Source organism: Streptomyces antibioticus, from assembly GCF_002019855.1.
GTDB classification, from domain to species: Bacteria; Actinomycetota; Actinomycetes; order Streptomycetales; family Streptomycetaceae; genus Streptomyces; species Streptomyces antibioticus_B.
The window spans coordinates 6027061-6042363 of record NZ_CM007717.1; the positions used below are offsets into that span (position 1 = coordinate 6027061).

At 71.2% G+C, this 15303-nt stretch carries 13 protein-coding genes; 4 read left to right on the plus strand and 9 right to left on the minus strand.

Features of this window, described 5'->3' with window-relative positions:
* A complete protein-coding gene (locus AFM16_RS27415) occupies nucleotides 1–618 on the minus strand; it encodes a GPP34 family phosphoprotein (protein WP_078634927.1) in 618 nt (205 codons plus the stop codon).
* Between the two features lie 218 nt (nucleotides 619–836).
* Here AFM16_RS27415 and AFM16_RS27420 point away from each other — a divergent pair, with 218 nt between their 5' ends.
* Both AFM16_RS27420 and AFM16_RS27425 read left to right on the plus strand, forming a co-directional pair.
* Nucleotides 837–3869 (plus strand): glycoside hydrolase family 3 N-terminal domain-containing protein, encoded by a 3033-nt coding sequence (locus tag AFM16_RS27420; RefSeq protein WP_370628072.1) that lies wholly within the window; start codon nucleotides 837–839, stop codon nucleotides 3867–3869.
* A 58-nt stretch (nucleotides 3870–3927) separates the two neighbouring features.
* A complete protein-coding gene (locus AFM16_RS27425; RefSeq protein ID WP_078634928.1) occupies nucleotides 3928–5289 on the plus strand; it encodes a hypothetical protein in 1362 nt (453 codons plus the stop codon).
* Nucleotides 5290–5346: 57 nt separating this feature from the next.
* Here AFM16_RS27425 and AFM16_RS27430 read toward each other — a convergent pair whose 3' ends face one another.
* From AFM16_RS27430 to AFM16_RS27445, 4 genes are all read right to left on the minus strand, one after another.
* Nucleotides 5347–6129 carry a serine protease gene (locus AFM16_RS27430; RefSeq protein ID WP_030793771.1) on the minus strand — a complete coding sequence of 261 codons (783 nt, stop codon included), beginning with the start codon at nucleotides 6127–6129 and terminating at the stop codon, nucleotides 5347–5349.
* A gap of 152 nt (nucleotides 6130–6281) precedes the next feature.
* Nucleotides 6282–6506 carry a hypothetical protein gene (locus tag AFM16_RS27435; protein ID WP_078634929.1) on the minus strand — a complete coding sequence of 75 codons (225 nt, stop codon included), beginning with the start codon at nucleotides 6504–6506 and terminating at the stop codon, nucleotides 6282–6284.
* A 211-nt stretch (nucleotides 6507–6717) separates the two neighbouring features.
* Complete coding sequence (locus AFM16_RS27440; protein WP_078634930.1) at nucleotides 6718–7356, minus strand: hypothetical protein; 639 nt, start codon at nucleotides 7354–7356, stop codon at nucleotides 6718–6720.
* 103 nt (nucleotides 7357–7459) lie between these two features.
* Nucleotides 7460–8068, minus strand: a complete 609-nt coding sequence (locus AFM16_RS27445) for a YceI family protein (protein WP_078634931.1) — start codon at nucleotides 8066–8068, stop codon at nucleotides 7460–7462.
* Between the two features lie 346 nt (nucleotides 8069–8414).
* Here AFM16_RS27445 and AFM16_RS27450 point away from each other — a divergent pair, with 346 nt between their 5' ends.
* Nucleotides 8415–10007, plus strand: coding sequence for an acyl-CoA carboxylase subunit beta (locus AFM16_RS27450; protein WP_037876360.1), 1593 nt, complete (start codon nucleotides 8415–8417; stop codon nucleotides 10005–10007).
* 57 nt (nucleotides 10008–10064) lie between these two features.
* A complete protein-coding gene (locus AFM16_RS27455; protein ID WP_030793782.1) occupies nucleotides 10065–10259 on the plus strand; it encodes an acyl-CoA carboxylase subunit epsilon in 195 nt (64 codons plus the stop codon).
* A gap of 152 nt (nucleotides 10260–10411) precedes the next feature.
* On the opposite strand, the gene AFM16_RS27460 is transcribed toward AFM16_RS27455, so the two are convergent.
* From AFM16_RS27460 to AFM16_RS27475, 4 genes are all read right to left on the minus strand, one after another.
* The gene (locus AFM16_RS27460) at nucleotides 10412–10993 is read right to left on the minus strand and encodes a GTP-binding protein (RefSeq protein WP_030793786.1); all 582 of its coding nucleotides are present in this window, start codon (nucleotides 10991–10993) and stop codon (nucleotides 10412–10414) included.
* Nucleotides 10974–11561: a DUF742 domain-containing protein gene (locus AFM16_RS27465; protein ID WP_030793789.1), complete on the minus strand. Its 588-nt coding sequence runs from the start codon at nucleotides 11559–11561 to the stop codon at nucleotides 10974–10976. Before AFM16_RS27465 ends, AFM16_RS27460 begins: the two co-directional genes overlap by 20 nt.
* Nucleotides 11562–11656: 95 nt before the next feature.
* Nucleotides 11657–12070 (minus strand): roadblock/LC7 domain-containing protein, encoded by a 414-nt coding sequence (locus tag AFM16_RS27470; RefSeq protein ID WP_007384910.1) that lies wholly within the window; start codon nucleotides 12068–12070, stop codon nucleotides 11657–11659.
* A 10-nt stretch (nucleotides 12071–12080) separates the two neighbouring features.
* On the minus strand, nucleotides 12081–15299 hold the full coding sequence (locus tag AFM16_RS27475) for a sensor histidine kinase (protein ID WP_078634932.1): 3219 nt from the start codon (nucleotides 15297–15299) through the stop codon (nucleotides 12081–12083).
* Nucleotides 15300–15303 lie beyond the last annotated feature (4 nt).

The window sequence follows — 15303 nt, forward strand, 5'->3', positions numbered from 1 at the left end:
TCAGGGAGCCCGCCAGACGTTGTCGAAGGCGGCGTCCTCGATCCGGCGCCGCTGACGCACGGCCTCCAGCTCGGTCAGCGCGCCGTGCACCGCCGCCAGCACGGCCTCGGTGTCGTCGGCGAGTCCCTCGGGCTCGCCGGCCGCCTCCTCAGGGATGCCGAGGGCGGCCGCGAGCCCGACGAGGACCGGCTCGCGGGCGGCCCAGCGGTCGGCCGCGTGCCGCCGGTCCGGGGCGTCCGCCGACGGCTGCGCGGACGCGGAGGTGTCCGCCCGCCCCCGCGCCAGCCAGGAGCGGCGCGGCCGCCCGGACCGCTCCTCGGCCTCCAGACCCGCCGCGTACGCCGCGGCCAGCCCGTCGCCCCGGCGCCACAGCCAGTCCTCGACCGACTCGTACGGCTCCTGCCGGACGAGCGCCGCGCCCGCCTCGTCCAGCGGGCCGTCACCGGTGGGCGCGCCCGTGCCCGGCACGACGCGGTCGCCGTCCAGCGCGACGGCCCCGGCATCGAGCAGATCGACCAGTTCGGCCCCCGCCAGCGCGAGTGACAGGTCCCCCCGCTCTACGGGCCGCGCGGACGGCACGTCGAGGGAGACGAACAACAGGTCCCGTGCTGTGGTCATGGCACACTCCCGATCGTTTTCCCCCATGGTGCACCAGGCGCGGGACCGAGTCGTCCGGACGGGACATCTTGACGGGTTCATGCAACGCCAGTTAACTCACGACATGATCTAAGTCATGAGTGAACCGTGCGCGTCCGAGTGAACCAGCGCCCCGCACCTCAGTGAACCAGCGCCCTGCACATCAGAGACCCGAGACCCACGAGCCGTAGGGAAGGTCTATGCAAAGGGAACGGTCCATATCGAGAACGGCCCTGCTCGTCTCCACCGCCCTGTTCGCCGCCCTGCTGACCCCGGCCGCCTCCCGCGCCGCCGCCGAGGATCCCGCGCCCACCCCCGTCGACCGCTTCGAGGGCGAGGTGCCCTTCGCCGCCCAGCCCGCCGAGGGCATCTTCACCTGGGGCAGCGACGCCGACGACCCGCCCACGCTGCGCCTCGCCGAGCGGCCCGACGCCCCCGAGGGGCAGAAGGTCCTCGCCGGCACCTACGCCATCAGCGGCTGGGGCGGCTTCACCCACGACTACGCCGCCGCCGAACCCGCCCACGACTGGTCCGCCCACCGCGGGATCCGCTTCTGGTGGGAGGGCCGGTCCACCGGCAAGAAGATCAACTTCGAGATCAAGGACGGCGGCGCCCACGGCGAGGCGTCCGAGCTGTGGACGACGTCCTTCACCGACGACTTCACCGGCTGGAAGCGGATCGAGATCCCGTTCTCCGACTTCGTCTACCGCACCGACTACCAGCCCGTCGGCGGCATCGACCAGGTCCTCGGACTGACCGCCATGTGGGGCTACGCCGTCACCCTCCCCACCGGCGAGAGCGGCGAGTTCGCCATGGACGGCGTCGAGCTGTACGGCGGCGCCGACCAGACGCGGCGCGCCTCCGTCACCACCGACGCCGCCGTGTACCCCGTCGAGGAGGGCGCCTCCGCCGCCGTCCGTGTCACCCTCACCACCACCGGCGCGGCCCCCGTCGACCGGCCGGTGACCGTCGCCTACGAGACCGGCGGCGGCACCGCGTCCGCGGGCGCCGACTACACCCCGGTCTCCGGCACGGTCACCTTCCCCGCGGGCACCGCCTCCGGCGCCGTCCGCACGATCAAGGTCCCGACCGTCAAGGACCGCACCGCCGAGGCCGCCGAGACCGTCCCCCTGAAACTGACCGTCACCGGCGCCGCCCCGCCCGCCGAGACCCCGCAGATCGTCGTCGACGCGCACGGACTGCCGTACCTGAACGCCAAGTTGCCGGTGAAGCAGCGCGTGAAGGACCTGCTGTCCCGGATGTCCGTGGCGGAGAAGGCCGGCCAGGCCACCCAGGCCGAGCGCGGTGCGATCACCGCCCCCGCGGACATCGCCGGCTACGGCCTCGGCTCGCTGCTCTCCGGTGGCGGCTCCACCCCGACGCCCAACACCGCGGCCGGCTGGGCGAAGATGATCGACGGCTTCCAGCTCCGGGCCCAGGCGACCCGCTTCCAGATCCCGCTGATCTACGGCGTGGACGCGGTGCACGGCCACAACAACCTCGTCGGCGCGACGGTCATGCCGCACAACATCGGCATCGGCGCGTCCCGCGATCCGCAACTCGCCCGGCGCACCGGCGAGGTGACCGCCGCCGAGGTCCGCGCCACCGGCGTCCCCTGGGACTTCGCGCCCTGCCTGTGCGTCACCCGCGACGAACGCTGGGGCCGCTCCTACGAGGCGTTCGGTGAGGACCCGGCGCTGGTGAAGTCCATGGAGACGGTGATCCAGGGCCTCCAGGGCGCCCGCGACGGCCGCGACCTGAAGGACGGCGACAAGGTCCTTGCCACCGCCAAGCACTTCGTCGGCGACGGCGGCACCACCTACGGCTCCTCCACCACCGGCAGCTACACCATCGACCAGGGCGTCACCGAGGTCACCCGGCGCGAGCTGGAGGCCGTCCACCTGTCGCCGTACCAGGACGCGGTCGACCGGGGCGTCGGCACCGTCATGCCGTCGTACTCCTCGCTCGACCTCGCGGGCGACGGCCGCGGCCCGGTCAAGATGCACGCCCGCGCCGACCTGATCAACGGCGTCCTCAAGGGCCGGATGGGCTTCGACGGCTTCGTGATCAGCGACTGGAACGCCATCGACCAACTGCCCGGCGACTACGCCACCCAGGTCCGCACCGCCGTCAACGCCGGCGTCGACATGATGATGGTCCCCTACAGCTACAAGGAGTTCAGCGCGGCCCTGGTCGCCGAGGTGAAGGCCGGACGCGTCAGCGAGCGGCGGCTCGACGACGCGGTCGCCCGCATCCTCACCCAGAAGTTCCGCCTCGGCCTCTTCGAGCGGCCCTACGCCGACACCCGTGGCGCCTCCCGCATCGGCTCCGCCGCCCACCGCGCCGTGGCCCGGCAGGCGGCCGCCGCCTCCCAGGTCCTGCTGAAGAACGACGGCGGCGTCCTGCCCCTGAAGAAGAGCCAGAAGGTCTACGTGGCCGGATCCAACGCCGACGACATCGGCAACCAGACCGGCGGCTGGACCATCACCTGGCAGGGCGCGTCCGGCGCCATCACCCCCGGCACCACGATCCTGGAGGGCATACGCGCGGCGGGCGGCACCGTCACGTACTCCAAGGACGCCTCCGCGCCCCTGACCGGCCAGGACGTCGGTGTGGTCGTGGTCGGCGAGACCCCGTACGCCGAGGGCGTCGGCGATGTCGGCAACGGCCACGACCTGGAGCTGAGCGCCGCCGACCGGGCGGCCGTGGACACGGTGTGCGCGGCCGTGAAGTGCGTGGTGCTGGTCGTCTCCGGACGGCCGCAGCTCGTCGGCGACCGGCTCGGGGCGATCGACGCCCTGGTCGCGAGCTGGCTGCCGGGCACCGAGGGCGCCGGGGTGGCCGACGTGCTCTACGGCCGGCGCGCCTTCACCGGGCAGCTCCCCGTCACCTGGCCCCGCTCCGAGGCCCAGCTCCCGGTCAACGTCGGCGACCGGGCCTACGACCCGCAGTACCCGTACGGCTGGGGTCTGACGACCCTGACCAAGGTGCCGCAGGGCGGTACGGCCACCCTGAAGGCGCTCGGCATCGCGGCCAGGGCGGCCGAGCGGGCGGGCGCCGACACGGTGGGGCGCGCCCTGGTCACCAAGGCCCGGCTGATCGTCCAGCAGAAGACCGGCGGCCGGATCACGGCACGGGTCGCGGCCCCCTTCGCCGACGCCGAGCATCTGCTGCTGACCGGCCGGTACGGGGCGGCGGTGGAGAAGCTGACGGAGGCGTACCGGGCGGGCTGAGCCCTCCGGCACCTCCGTACTGATGACCGATTTAGGGGGCTTCGGGTAGTTTCGAGGTATGAAGGTCGTACCGTCGGCCCGGAGCCCCCTCTCCCTCGTGGCCGCGCTCGTGCTCGCCGCCCTGGCCGTACTGGCGGTGTTCGCCCCACGCGCCGACGCGGCCACCGACGTCTCCACGATCGCCCGGGCGCTGCGCGAGAGCCCGGTCTATGTCGACCCGGAGGCATCGGGACTGCTCTCCCAGGCGGACGCGCACGCCCTCCAGGAGCGCATCGAGAAGGCCGACAAGCCGCTCTTCATCGCCGTTCTCCCGGCCGGCTATCCGACCGAGGACCTCTTCACCGACCTGCGCACCGCCACCGGAGTCACCGGCCTCTACGCGATCCGGCTCGGCGACCGCTTCGACGCCCGCGCCGACTCCTCGGTCCTGTCGCGCACGGCGGTCCGCAACCTGGTCACCAGCGTCCAGGGCGAGGACGACGTCAAGACCCAGCTCGACGACTTCACCGACCGGGCGCTGGCGAACATGGGCGGGTCCGCGCCCGCGAGCTGGGGTTCGTCCGGCGGGGGCGGCGGAGTGTCCACGAGCGCGCTGATCACCGCGGGCGTGGTCCTGGTGGCGGGCGGCGCGGGCGCCTACACGGTGGTGCGGCGCAACCGGAAACGGCACGAGGAGGAGCGGCGCGCGGCACTCGACCGGCTGCGGGTCGTCGTGGACGAGGACATCACGGCCTTCGGCGAGGAGCTGGACCGGCTGGACTTCCACCCGGCCGAGCCCGGCGCCGACGACGCGATGCGCGGCGACTACGAACGGGCCCTGGACGCCTATGACCGGGCCAAGTCGGCGATGGCGGCGGCGGCCCGCCCCGAGGACGTCCGGCCGGTCACCGAGGCGCTGGAGGACGGCCGCTTCTCGCTGGCCGTGCTGGCCGCCCGCCGCGAGGGGCGCCCGCTGCCCGAACGTCGTCCGCCCTGCTTCTTCGACCCGCGCCACGGGCCGTCCGTCACCGACGCCGAGTGGACCCCGCCGGGCGGCTCCCCGCGCGAGGTCCCGGTCTGCGCGGCGGACGCCGGCCGGCTGAAGGAGGGGCGCGACCCGGCCGTCCGCGAGGTCGACAGCGACTACGGCCGCCGCCCCTACTGGGAGGCGGGCCCGGCCTACGGCCCCTGGGCCGGTGGCTACTTCGGCGGCGGTCTGCTGCCCGGCCTGCTCATCGGCACGATGCTCGGCGGCATGATGTCCGCCCCGGCCTACGCCTCCGACTACGGCTCCGGCTACGGCGACTTCGGCGGCTACGAGGGCGGTGACGTCTCCGGCGCCGACTTCGACACGGGCGACTTCGGAGGCTTCGGCGGCGACGGCGGCGGGTTCGGGGGCGGGGACTTCGGCGGGGGAGGGGACTTCGGAGGAGGCTTCTAGACACCGGTGAGGGCCCGGCGCGGTGCCGGGCCCTCACGGGGTGCTGAGCGGGAGGCGTCAGAGCGAGGAGGCCGCGGAGGCGATCGCCGAGGCGAAGGTGGACACCTCGGAGTAGACGCCGGGCGCGTTGGGCCGGGCGCAGCCTATGCCCCAGCTCACGATGCCGACCTGGATCCAGGCGTTGTTGGCGTCCCGGCGGAACATCGGGCCGCCCGAGTCGCCCTGGCAGGTGTCGACACCGCCGGACGCGTACCCGGCGCAGATCTCGTCGCTCGCGATGAGCCCGCTGTAGCCGCTGTACGTGCGACAGGTGGCGTCACTGATGAACGGCACGCTGGCCTTCAGCAGGTACCGCTGCTGCGCGCCGCCCTCGCGGGCCGCGCCCCATCCGGCGACGGTGAACGTGCCGGTGTTGTACTGCGTGGTGGTCGCGATCTTCAGCGTCGGCAGGTTGATGGGCTGCGCGAGCTTGATCAGCGCCCAGTCCTTGCCGTTGCCGTTGTAGCCGGGGGCCCGGTAGACGTACGTGGAGCGCACCTGGACCCGGCCGCTGGTGGACTGGAGGTCCACGACACCGGCGGTGGCGGTGATGCTGGTGTTCGCGCCGGTGCTGCCCACGCAGTGCGCGGCGGTGAGCACGATCTGCTGGGTGTAGAGCGCGCCGCCGCAGCCCATCGAGAGGCGGACCATGAACGGGAACTCGCCCTGAGCGGCCTGGCTGCCGCCGATCACGGGCGAGGGAGCGGCGTGCGCCGCCGAGACCGGCTGAAGGCTGGCGACGGCGAGCGCGGTGGCGCCGGCGGCCGCGAGTCTCTTGAGCGCGGTGAGCAGTTTCTTCATGGTGCTGCCTCCGTGTGTGGGGGGAACTCATGACATGCCCATGTCACTCCAGAACCCGTGGGAAGGTCCTGGCATGGTCAGGTCAAGCCTGTGGCTGGATTATGAGAACCCTGTGACCCGCAGCACAAGAGCCGCGATTCAGCCACGCTGGGCTACCCGACCCGGACAAGAGGCCACCGCGAGGCCGCGTACCGCTCCCCGGCGGCATGCCACCACCCCGGCGGCGACGCTGCCGCGGCCGTCGGCTGCCCGTCCAGAAGCCCGAGCGCGGCGAGCGCCCGCGCGTCGACGAACACGGAGAACTCGCCCCACCAGCGCCCGTCCTCCCCGAGGCCGCACATGAGGTCGCACCGCATCTGGTCGGGGGCGAACGGCATCCAGTCGATCCCGCGCTCCCGCAGTCAACCGTGCACGGCGGTCCGGGGAGACGGCCGCCCGGGCAGGTTCGGGTAGGAGGCGACGAGCGCCCAGGCGGCGGGGTCGGTGGCGGTCATGGGTGACGCTCCGGGGGTGAGGGGCGCGGCCGGGGCCGGCCCGTGGGCACGCGAGGACGGTAGCGGACGCACCGTCGGCGGGCCCCCGTCGAGGTCAGTCCTGGGCCGCCGACTTCGCGTAGCCGATCAGGGTGTCGAAGTCGATCGCGCCGGGGTCGCCGTGGAGGTTCTCCGGGACGTGCATATGGCCGCAGACGCCCCGGAAGGAGTTCCAGCGGGAGAAGCTCATGCGCTGCCCGCCGCCGTTGCCGTAGGACTTGGGGTAGGCGGGCCACAGGGCGGGTCCGCGCAGCGGGACGTCGTGGTGGAGGTGGGCCCACGCGAGGAAGCCGGCGACCTCGCGCAGCGCCCACTCGGGGGCCTTCGGCCAGTAGACGTGGGCCTTGTCGCTCGTCTTCCACTTGGTGTGGGTCTCGGGGGCGCAGGTGCCCACGAGTTCGACCTGACAGACGTTGAGGGTGTTCGTCTCGACGCCGCCGCGCAGATTGGCGAGCGCCCGTGAGGAGATGTCGATGTCGAAGTGCTGGTACCACTTCAGCCTGCGGGCGGCGAGATCCGGCACCGCCGTGAGGTTGGGCGCGACCGCGCCGCCCTGATAGTCGGGCAGCGACCGGCCTTCCGTCGTGTGCAGAACGACGACGTTGACCTCCATACGGTCACCGCCGAACCGCGCCTGGTACCAGTGGTCCCGGTTCGCCCCCGGGTACTTCTGGGGCCCTGTCCTGGTGCTCATGTCCGTGACTGTGGCACAGATCACAGCAAAGGGCCGGAAGTTGATCACTTCCGGCCCTTTATTGCCGTAACCACAGCGAATCAGACAGATTCGGGACGAATCATCACGCGTTCTTGATCGCCGAGATGTCGAAGTTCAGCTTGATCTTGTCCGAGACGAGAACGCCGCCCGTCTCCAGCGCCGCGTTCCAGGTGAGACCCCACTCGGAGCGCAGCAGCTCGGCCTTGCCCTCGAAACCGACGCGCTCGTTGCCGAACGGGTCCTTGGCGGAACCGTTGAACTCGAGGTCGATGGTGAGCGGCCGGGTGACGCCGAGGATCGAGAGGTCACCGGTGATGCGGTAGTCGTCCCCGCCCAGCGCCTCGGCGGAGGTGGAGCGGAACGTCATCGTCGGGAACTCGTCGGTCTTGAAGAAGTCCGCGCTCTTGAGGTGACCGTCGCGGTCCGCCGAGCCGGTGTCGATGCTGTCCATCGTGACGTCGAGCGAGGCGGTGGAGAGGGACGGGTCCGTGCCGTCGAGGTGCAGCGAGCCGCTGAAGTCCAGGAACTTGCCCTTGACGTTGGTGACCATGGCGTGGCGCGCGACGAAACCGAGCGACGAGTGGGACGGGTCGATCGTGTACTCGCCGGTCAGGGCGGCCAGCTCCGGGTTCACGGCGGTCGCGGTCGCGGTGGTGGTCTCGGTGTCGTTCTTGCGGCCGAAGATACCCATGACGTGTGCTCCTTGGGGACGGGCGGGTGGTGAGGATCCGGTGGTCGAGAGCCGTAATGTTTAACTCTCAACGACCTCCAACGAGCACGACCCTAGACCTATTCCGTTCAATGTTCAACATCTGCGTCCGGGGTGTCTCCGACGGCCCGTCACCCCCTCGGCCGATCCCGGATGTGAAGGGGATCTCACCCCGCCCTTTGTCGGACCCCCACAACGCGCGGACCCCCTGAGCAGTCGGAACGCCTGCACGCGCCCCGGGTTCTGTTCAGGGGTACCAGGAAAACGCGCCGGAGACTGTACGGAGTCGACGTCTCGCTTTCCTTGGTCGGCTTCGTAAGGTCACTACATGACCGTTTTGGAAGAGACGACGGGCGAGTCGACCGAGCCCACGGACGCGCGAGGCCGCGTGGCCGAACTGCACGAGATCCGTGCGCAGGCTCTGGCCGGCCCGAGCGAGAAGGCCACCCAGGCGCAGCACGCCAAGGGCAAGCTCACCGCCCGGGAGCGCATCGAGCTGCTCCTGGACCCGGGGTCCTTCCGCGAGGTCGAGCAGCTTCGCCGGCACCGCGCGTCCGGCTTCGGCCTGGAGGCCAAGAAGCCCTTCACCGACGGTGTCATCACCGGCTGGGGCACGGTCGAGGGCCGCACGGTCTTCGTCTACGCCCATGACTTCCGGATCTTCGGCGGCGCCCTCGGCGAGGCCCACGCCACCAAGATCCACAAGATCATGGACATGGCCATCGCGGCCGGCGCCCCACTGGTGTCCCTGAACGACGGCGCCGGCGCCCGGATCCAGGAGGGCGTCTCCGCCCTCGCCGGCTACGGCGGCATCTTCCAGCGCAACACCAAGGCGTCCGGCGTGATCCCGCAGATCTCCGTGATGCTCGGCCCCTGCGCGGGCGGCGCGGCCTACAGCCCCGCCCTCACCGACTTCGTCTTCATGGTCCGCGAGACCTCGCAGATGTTCATCACCGGACCGGACGTCGTCAAGGCGGTCACCGGCGAGGAGATCTCCCAGAACGGCCTGGGCGGCGCCGACGTGCACGCCGAGACCTCCGGCGTCTGCCACTTCGCGTACGACGACGAGGAGACCTGCATCGCGGAGGTGCGCTACCTCCTGTCGCTGCTCCCGCAGAACAACCGCGAGAACCCGCCGCGCGTCGAGTCGAGCGACCCGGCCGACCGCCGCGGCGACGTCCTGCTCGACCTGGTCCCGGCCGACGGCAACCGGCCGTACGACATGACCAAGGTCATCGAGGAGATCGTCGACGACGGCGAGTACCTGGAGGTCCACGAGCGCTGGGCCCGCAACATCATCTGCGCGCTGGCCCGCCTGGACGGCCAGGTCGTCGGCATCATCGCCAACCAGCCCCAGTCGGTGGCCGGCGTGCTCGACATCGAGGCATCCGAGAAGGCCGCGCGCTTCGTCACGATGTGCGACGCCTTCAACATCCCGATCGTCACTCTTCTGGACGTACCCGGCTTCCTGCCCGGCGTGGACCAGGAGCACGGTGGAATCATCCGCCACGGCGCGAAGCTCCTCTACGCCTACTGCAACGCGACCGTGCCCCGGATCTCGCTGATCCTGCGCAAGGCGTACGGCGGTGCGTACATCGTCATGGACAGCCAGTCCATCGGCGCCGACCTCACCTACGCCTGGCCGACCAACGAGATCGCCGTGATGGGCGCCGAAGGTGCCGCCAACGTCATCTTCCGGCGCCAGATCGCCGAGGCGGAGGACCCCGAGGCCATGCGGGCCCGCATGGTCAAGGAGTACAAGTCCGAACTGATGCACCCGTACTACGCGGCCGAACGCGGTCTGGTCGACGACGTCATCGACCCGGCCGAGACCCGCGAGGTGCTCATCCGCTCGCTGGCGATGCTCCAGTCCAAGCACGCCGACCTGCCGTCGCGCAAGCACGGCAACCCTCCGCAGTAACCCGCCCGATCCCTCGCGGTACCCCTGCGGAAACCTCATCCACGGAGACTGACACCCATGAGCACTCCCGACATCCGCGTCGAGAAGGGCCACGCCGAGCCCGAAGAGGTCGCCGCCATCACGGCGATCCTGCTGGCCCGTGCCGCCGCCCGCCCCTCCGAGCCCGCCCTGGCCCACCGTGGCCGCCCCAGGGCCGGCTGGCGCCGCCTGGAACGCGAGGGCGGCTTCCGCGCCCCGCACAGCTGGCGCTGAGCCTCCTGTAGCCCCTGTACGGCCCCGAAGGGGGCCCACCCGCCCGGGTGGGCCCCCTTCGGCGTACCCGGGCGCCTCCCGCGCGTGGGAGGGCATGCGAAAGGCCCCCGCCCCTCCACCGGGAGGGACGGGGGCCTTTCGGCACGGGCGTACTACCGCAGCCGCGCCATCAGCGCGTGCTCGACCAGGGTGATCAGCGCCGACTTGGCGTCCGCGCGGTGGCGGGCGTCCGTCGTGATGATCGGGGCGTCCGGGCCGATCTGGAGGGCCTCGCGGACCTCGTCCGGGTTGTACGGCTGGTTGCCGTCGAAGCCGTTGAGGGCGATCACGAACGGCAGGCCGGAGTTCTCGAAGTAGTCGACCGCGGGGAAGCAGTCGGCCAGTCGGCGGGTGTCCACCAGGACGATCGCGCCGATGGCGCCGCGCACCAGGTCGTCCCACATGAACCAGAAACGGTCCTGACCGGGCGTACCGAACAGGTACAGGATCAGATCCTGGTCCAGGGTGATACGGCCGAAGTCCATGGCGACCGTGGTGGTCGTCTTGTCACCGGTGTGGGTGAGGTCGTCGATGCCCGCCGAAGCGGAAGTCATCACGGCCTCTGTGCGCAGCGGGTTGATCTCCGAAACGGCCCCGACGAACGTGGTCTTGCCCACGCCGAAGCCACCCGCCACCACGATCTTCGCCGAGGTGGTGGAGCGGGAAGGACCGCCGCTAGAGCTTGCGAAGTCCACTGAGCACCCTTTCGAGCAGTGTCACGTCTGGCTGGCCGCCGGCGTTCTCGTCGCCGCCGGGCTGATGGATGGCGACCAGGCCCGCCTCCGCCAAGTCGGCGACGAGGATCCTGGCCACGCCGAGAGGGATGGTCAGAAGGGCCGAGATCTCGGCCACCGACTTGATCTCACGGCACAGATTGCAGATCCGCTGATGCTCGGGCAGTTGGCCCTGCATCTGGTGCGGCTGCGCAGTGGTGTGCACCAGCGCCTCGATGGCGAGCTGGTAGCGCGGGCGAGTCCGGCCGCCGGTCATGGCGTACGGACGCACCAGGGGGTTGTTCGAGGCTCCGGCGGGCGCCGCCTCGGGGCTGCGCCGGTGCGGCTGCACGGGCTGGATGCGCGGGGCCGGCGGCTGGTCGTACGGGGACGGCCCGGGACCCTGCGGACCCTGGGGCGAGTACGGCCGCTGCTGGCCGGGGGCGGAGGGGAAGTTGTAACGGTTCGGGTTCTGGGAACCGTCGCCCTGGCCCTGGGCAGGGCCGTACGACCAATTGCCCGAATTAGAACCGCCTGGGGGTGTTGCCACTTTCTCTCCTCCTCCGACTGTGCCTGGCACCCATCACGTGGAGCCGCGTCCCGAAACCCTACGGCCTCGGGACGCCAAAACGCACCGTCCGTTAGTTAGTTGAGAAGGCTCCCTTGGAGCTCCGCACGAAGGTCGGGCGTCAGAACCGAGCCGGCTCGGTCCACCAGGAGGGCCATCTCGTAGCCGATGAGGCCGATGTCCGCCTCGGGGTGTGCAAGTACCGCGAGCGAGGAACCGTCGGACACGGACATGATGAAGAGGAATCCCCGCTCCATCTCCACGACCGTCTGGTTCACCGCGCCCCCCTCGAAGATCCGGGAGGCGCCCGCCGTCAGTGACGTCAGACCGGAAGCGACGGCCGCGAGCTGGTCGGCGCGGTCGCGGGGGAAGCCTTCGGACATCGCCAGAAGGAGTCCGTCGGCGGAGACCACCACCGTGTGGGACACCCCCGGGGTGTTGTCCACGAAGTTGGTGATCAACCAGTTCAGGTTCTGTGCCGCCTGGCTCATCGGGCTCACACTAACGCTCCTGGTTGTAGGTGCTGTCAGGACCGAAGCCCTGGCCGTTCGTTTCACTGCTGCCTGCGTTGCGCCCGCGCTGGACACCCCGACGCAGGTTGCTCAACCTGCCTCGGACGTCCTCCGGGGCGCGGGAGACCTGTGGGCCTCCCTGCGGGGTGCTTTCGGCGGCTCCCTCGACCAGGTTGGCCTTGGGGACGCGCCGCGGCAGACCGGAGGAGGTGACCCCGCCCGCCTTCGGCTTCTTCAGCGCCGACGCCTGCTGCCAGCGCGTGTCGTTGGCCGACTGCCAGCCGCTGTCGCCGTTGCTCTGCGGGGCGGGGGCCGCGGGCTCGCGGTTCGCGGGCCGTGCGGCGCCGTTCGAACCGCTCGCGCCGAGGGATCCACGGCGGGGCAGTCCGGCGTCGGTCATCGTGTGGGGGGCGGCGGAAGCCGGTCCCGGCCGGTCGAAGCCTACGCGGTCCCGCTCACCCGCGTCAGCGGGCCGGGCGGATTCCGCTTCCGGAGCGTACTGGTCCGGGTAGCCGTTCTGGAAACCGTTCTGCTGCGGCCAGTCGTCCTGGTAGGACTGCTCCTCGTACCCCGAGTAACCCTCGCCGGCGGGGGTGTGCGCCGGAGCGCGCTCCTCCTGGACCGGTTCCGCATACGCGGGGTCCGGGTAGCCGCCGTTGGGCGCGAAGTACTGGTCGTCGTACGCCGGACGCTGCTGCTCCTCGTACGGAGCCTGCTGCTGGTCGTCGTACGCCGAGTGGCCGCCCTCGTAGGAGGCGGGGGCGTCCGCGTACCCGCCCGGGGCCGCGTCGTAGCCGTTCTGCGCGCCGTCGAAGCCCTGCTGCTGCCCGGCGTCGAAGCCCCCGTCGTACGACGGGGCCTCGTGGCCCTGCTGCGGCTGGCCGTTCTGGGGGTCAAGAGCCGCCCTGCGCTCCTCGCGCATCAGCGAACGGCCGACCGGGTCCAGGTCGCGCAGATCGTCCGGAACCTCGTACGCACTGTCGTCGAAGCCCAGCTCGGCGGCGGTGCGCATCGGCAGACCGTTGTTGAAGTCCTCACCCGGGACGTGCTGCTCCGGGATGATCTGCGAGACGGTGAACTCGTCGCGCTCGGGCTGGTGCTCGCCGCCGCCACCGTGGGTGATGGCGTCCGGGAGCATGACCAGCGAGGTGGTGCCGGCCTGCTCGCCCGAGGGGCGGAGCTGGACCCGGATGCCGTGCCGGTCGGACAGCCGGCCGACCACGAACAGACCCATGCGCTGGGAGATCGCGGCGTCCACGGTCGGCGGGTTGGCCAGCTTGTGGTTGATGTCCGCGAAGTCCTCGGCGGTGAGGCCGATGCCCTTGTCGTGGATCTCGATCATCACACGGCCGTCGGGCAGACGGGTCGCGGTGACCCGGACCTTGGTCTGCGGCGAGGAGAACGTGGTGGCGTTCTCCAGCAGCTCGGCGAGCAGGTGCACGAGGTCGGTCACGGCGCGGCCGTGGATCTCGGCCTCCGGGACGCCCGACAGCTCGATGCGCTCGTACTGCTCCACCTCGGAGGAGGCGGCGCGCAGCACGTCGACCAGCGGGACCGGCTGGTCCCAGCGGCGGCCCGGCTCCTCGCCGGCGAGGACCAGGAGGTTCTCGCCGTTGCGGCGCATACGGGTCGCGAGGTGGTCCAGACGGAACAGGTTCTCGAGCTGGTCCGGGTCGGCCTCGTTGTTCTCCAGGTCGGTGATCAGGGTCAACTGGCCCTCGATCAGCGACTGGTTGCGGCGCGACAGGTTGGTGAAGATCGCGTTGATGTTGCCCCGCAGCAGGGCCTGCTCGGCGGCCAGCCGGACCGCCTCGCGGTGGACCTGGTCGAAGGCGCGGGCGACTTCGCCGATCTCGTCCGTGGTGGTGATCGGGATCGGGGCGACCCGGGTGTCGACCCGGCCGGGGTCGGTGCGGGAAAGCTGGTCGACCAGCATCGGCAGGCGCTGCTCGGCGATGCCGAAGGCGGCGTTGCGGAGCTGGCGCATCGCGCGGGACATCTGGCGGGCCACCGCGCCGGCGAGGATGAACGCCAGCAGCAGGGCGACCACGACGGCCGCACCGGTGATGATCGCGGAGGTCTTGGCGTCCGAGGCGATGTCAGACGCCTCGGTCACGGCCGCGTCGGCCATGTCCGACTGGATCTGGCGGTACGCGTCGTACTTCAGCGTGGTGAGCGCCCACCAGTTCTCCTTGCTGATGCCGACCTGGGCCAGACCGGCGCGCTCGGCGCCGTCGGTGGTCTTCATCGTGGAGATGGCGCCGACCATGACGGTCGAGTCGGACGGCGGCGGGACGTAGTCGTCGTCCTTCTGCTTCTGCTCGGCGGCGAACGCGCCGGCCTGCGTCTTCAGCTCGGCCTCGGCGGTCTCCAGCTTGGCGGCGTCCTCCTCGCTGCCACCGCCCTTGTACTCCTCGATCGCGATGCGCTCGAGGTAGGCGTAGGAGGAGAGCGCGACCCGCTGCTTGGCGAAGTCGCCGTCCTTCGGACCGGGCGAGATCAGCAGATGCATGCCGATCGAGCGCTGGAGGGACGTGGCGGCCTTGGTCAGCGAGATCGCGTAGACCGTACGGCCGTAGGAGGTGATGTTTCCGGTGCCGAGGCCCAGCTCGTTGGAGAACTCCATGAGCGGGTGGGCGACCGAGGTGTAGCCCTCCTCGGTCCCGACGCCGGGGAGCTTCGAGGTGTAGGCGGCCGCGCGGATCTTCGGCAGGTTCTTCTCCGCCGCGCGGAACAGGTCCAGACGGCGCTGGAGACCCGGCTTGTCCGGCATGCTCTCGGCGGCCTCGTTGAAGGCGGCGGCCGCGGCGTCCGTGTTCCGGCGGGCCTCGGTGACGGTGTCGTCGTCCCGCTTGCCCGCGAGGAGCGGCGCGGCGCTGATGTCGCGCTCCTTGTAGAGCGCGTCGTCGTACGTCAGAGCGGCCCGCACGAGCTGGGCCGTGTTCTGCGCGTCCTCCGCCTCCTGCCAGGTGTCGATCGAGCTCTTCACCTGGAAGCCGCCCATGACCAGGCCGACCAGCACGGGTATGAGCAGGATCGCGTTCAGCCGGGTCGGCACCCGCCAGTTGCGCGGGGAGAGACGGCCGCCGCTCTGCGCGGGCGTTGCCGTCGGCTCCGAGCCGGGCACAGGGGCGGTCGCCGCTCCGCGCGGCGGCGGGGTGAAGTTGCCCCGGGCCGCAGGCTCGGGACTGTTATTGCTTCGCCTCACTCGA

What these genes read in the sequence shown, in the direction of transcription:
- AFM16_RS27450 (WP_037876360.1), top strand. Translation starts at nt 8,415, where the DNA reads ATGACCGTTTTGGAAGAGACGACGGGCGAGTCGACCGAGCCCACGGAC.
- AFM16_RS27420 (WP_370628072.1), top strand. Translation starts at nt 837, where the DNA reads ATGCAAAGGGAACGGTCCATATCGAGAACGGCCCTGCTCGTCTCCACC.
- AFM16_RS27425 (WP_078634928.1), top strand. Translation starts at nt 3,928, where the DNA reads ATGAAGGTCGTACCGTCGGCCCGGAGCCCCCTCTCCCTCGTGGCCGCG.
- AFM16_RS27470 (WP_007384910.1), bottom strand. Translation starts at nt 12,070, where the DNA reads ATGAGCCAGGCGGCACAGAACCTGAACTGGTTGATCACCAACTTCGTG.
- AFM16_RS27415 (WP_078634927.1), bottom strand. Translation starts at nt 618, where the DNA reads ATGACCACAGCACGGGACCTGTTGTTCGTCTCCCTCGACGTGCCGTCC.
- AFM16_RS27430 (WP_030793771.1), bottom strand. Translation starts at nt 6,129, where the DNA reads ATGAAGAAACTGCTCACCGCGCTCAAGAGACTCGCGGCCGCCGGCGCC.
- AFM16_RS27455 (WP_030793782.1), top strand. Translation starts at nt 10,065, where the DNA reads ATGAGCACTCCCGACATCCGCGTCGAGAAGGGCCACGCCGAGCCCGAA.
- AFM16_RS27440 (WP_078634930.1), bottom strand. Translation starts at nt 7,356, where the DNA reads ATGAGCACCAGGACAGGGCCCCAGAAGTACCCGGGGGCGAACCGGGAC.
- AFM16_RS27435 (WP_078634929.1), bottom strand. Translation starts at nt 6,506, where the DNA reads ATGCCGTTCGCCCCCGACCAGATGCGGTGCGACCTCATGTGCGGCCTC.
- AFM16_RS27445 (WP_078634931.1), bottom strand. Translation starts at nt 8,068, where the DNA reads ATGGGTATCTTCGGCCGCAAGAACGACACCGAGACCACCACCGCGACC.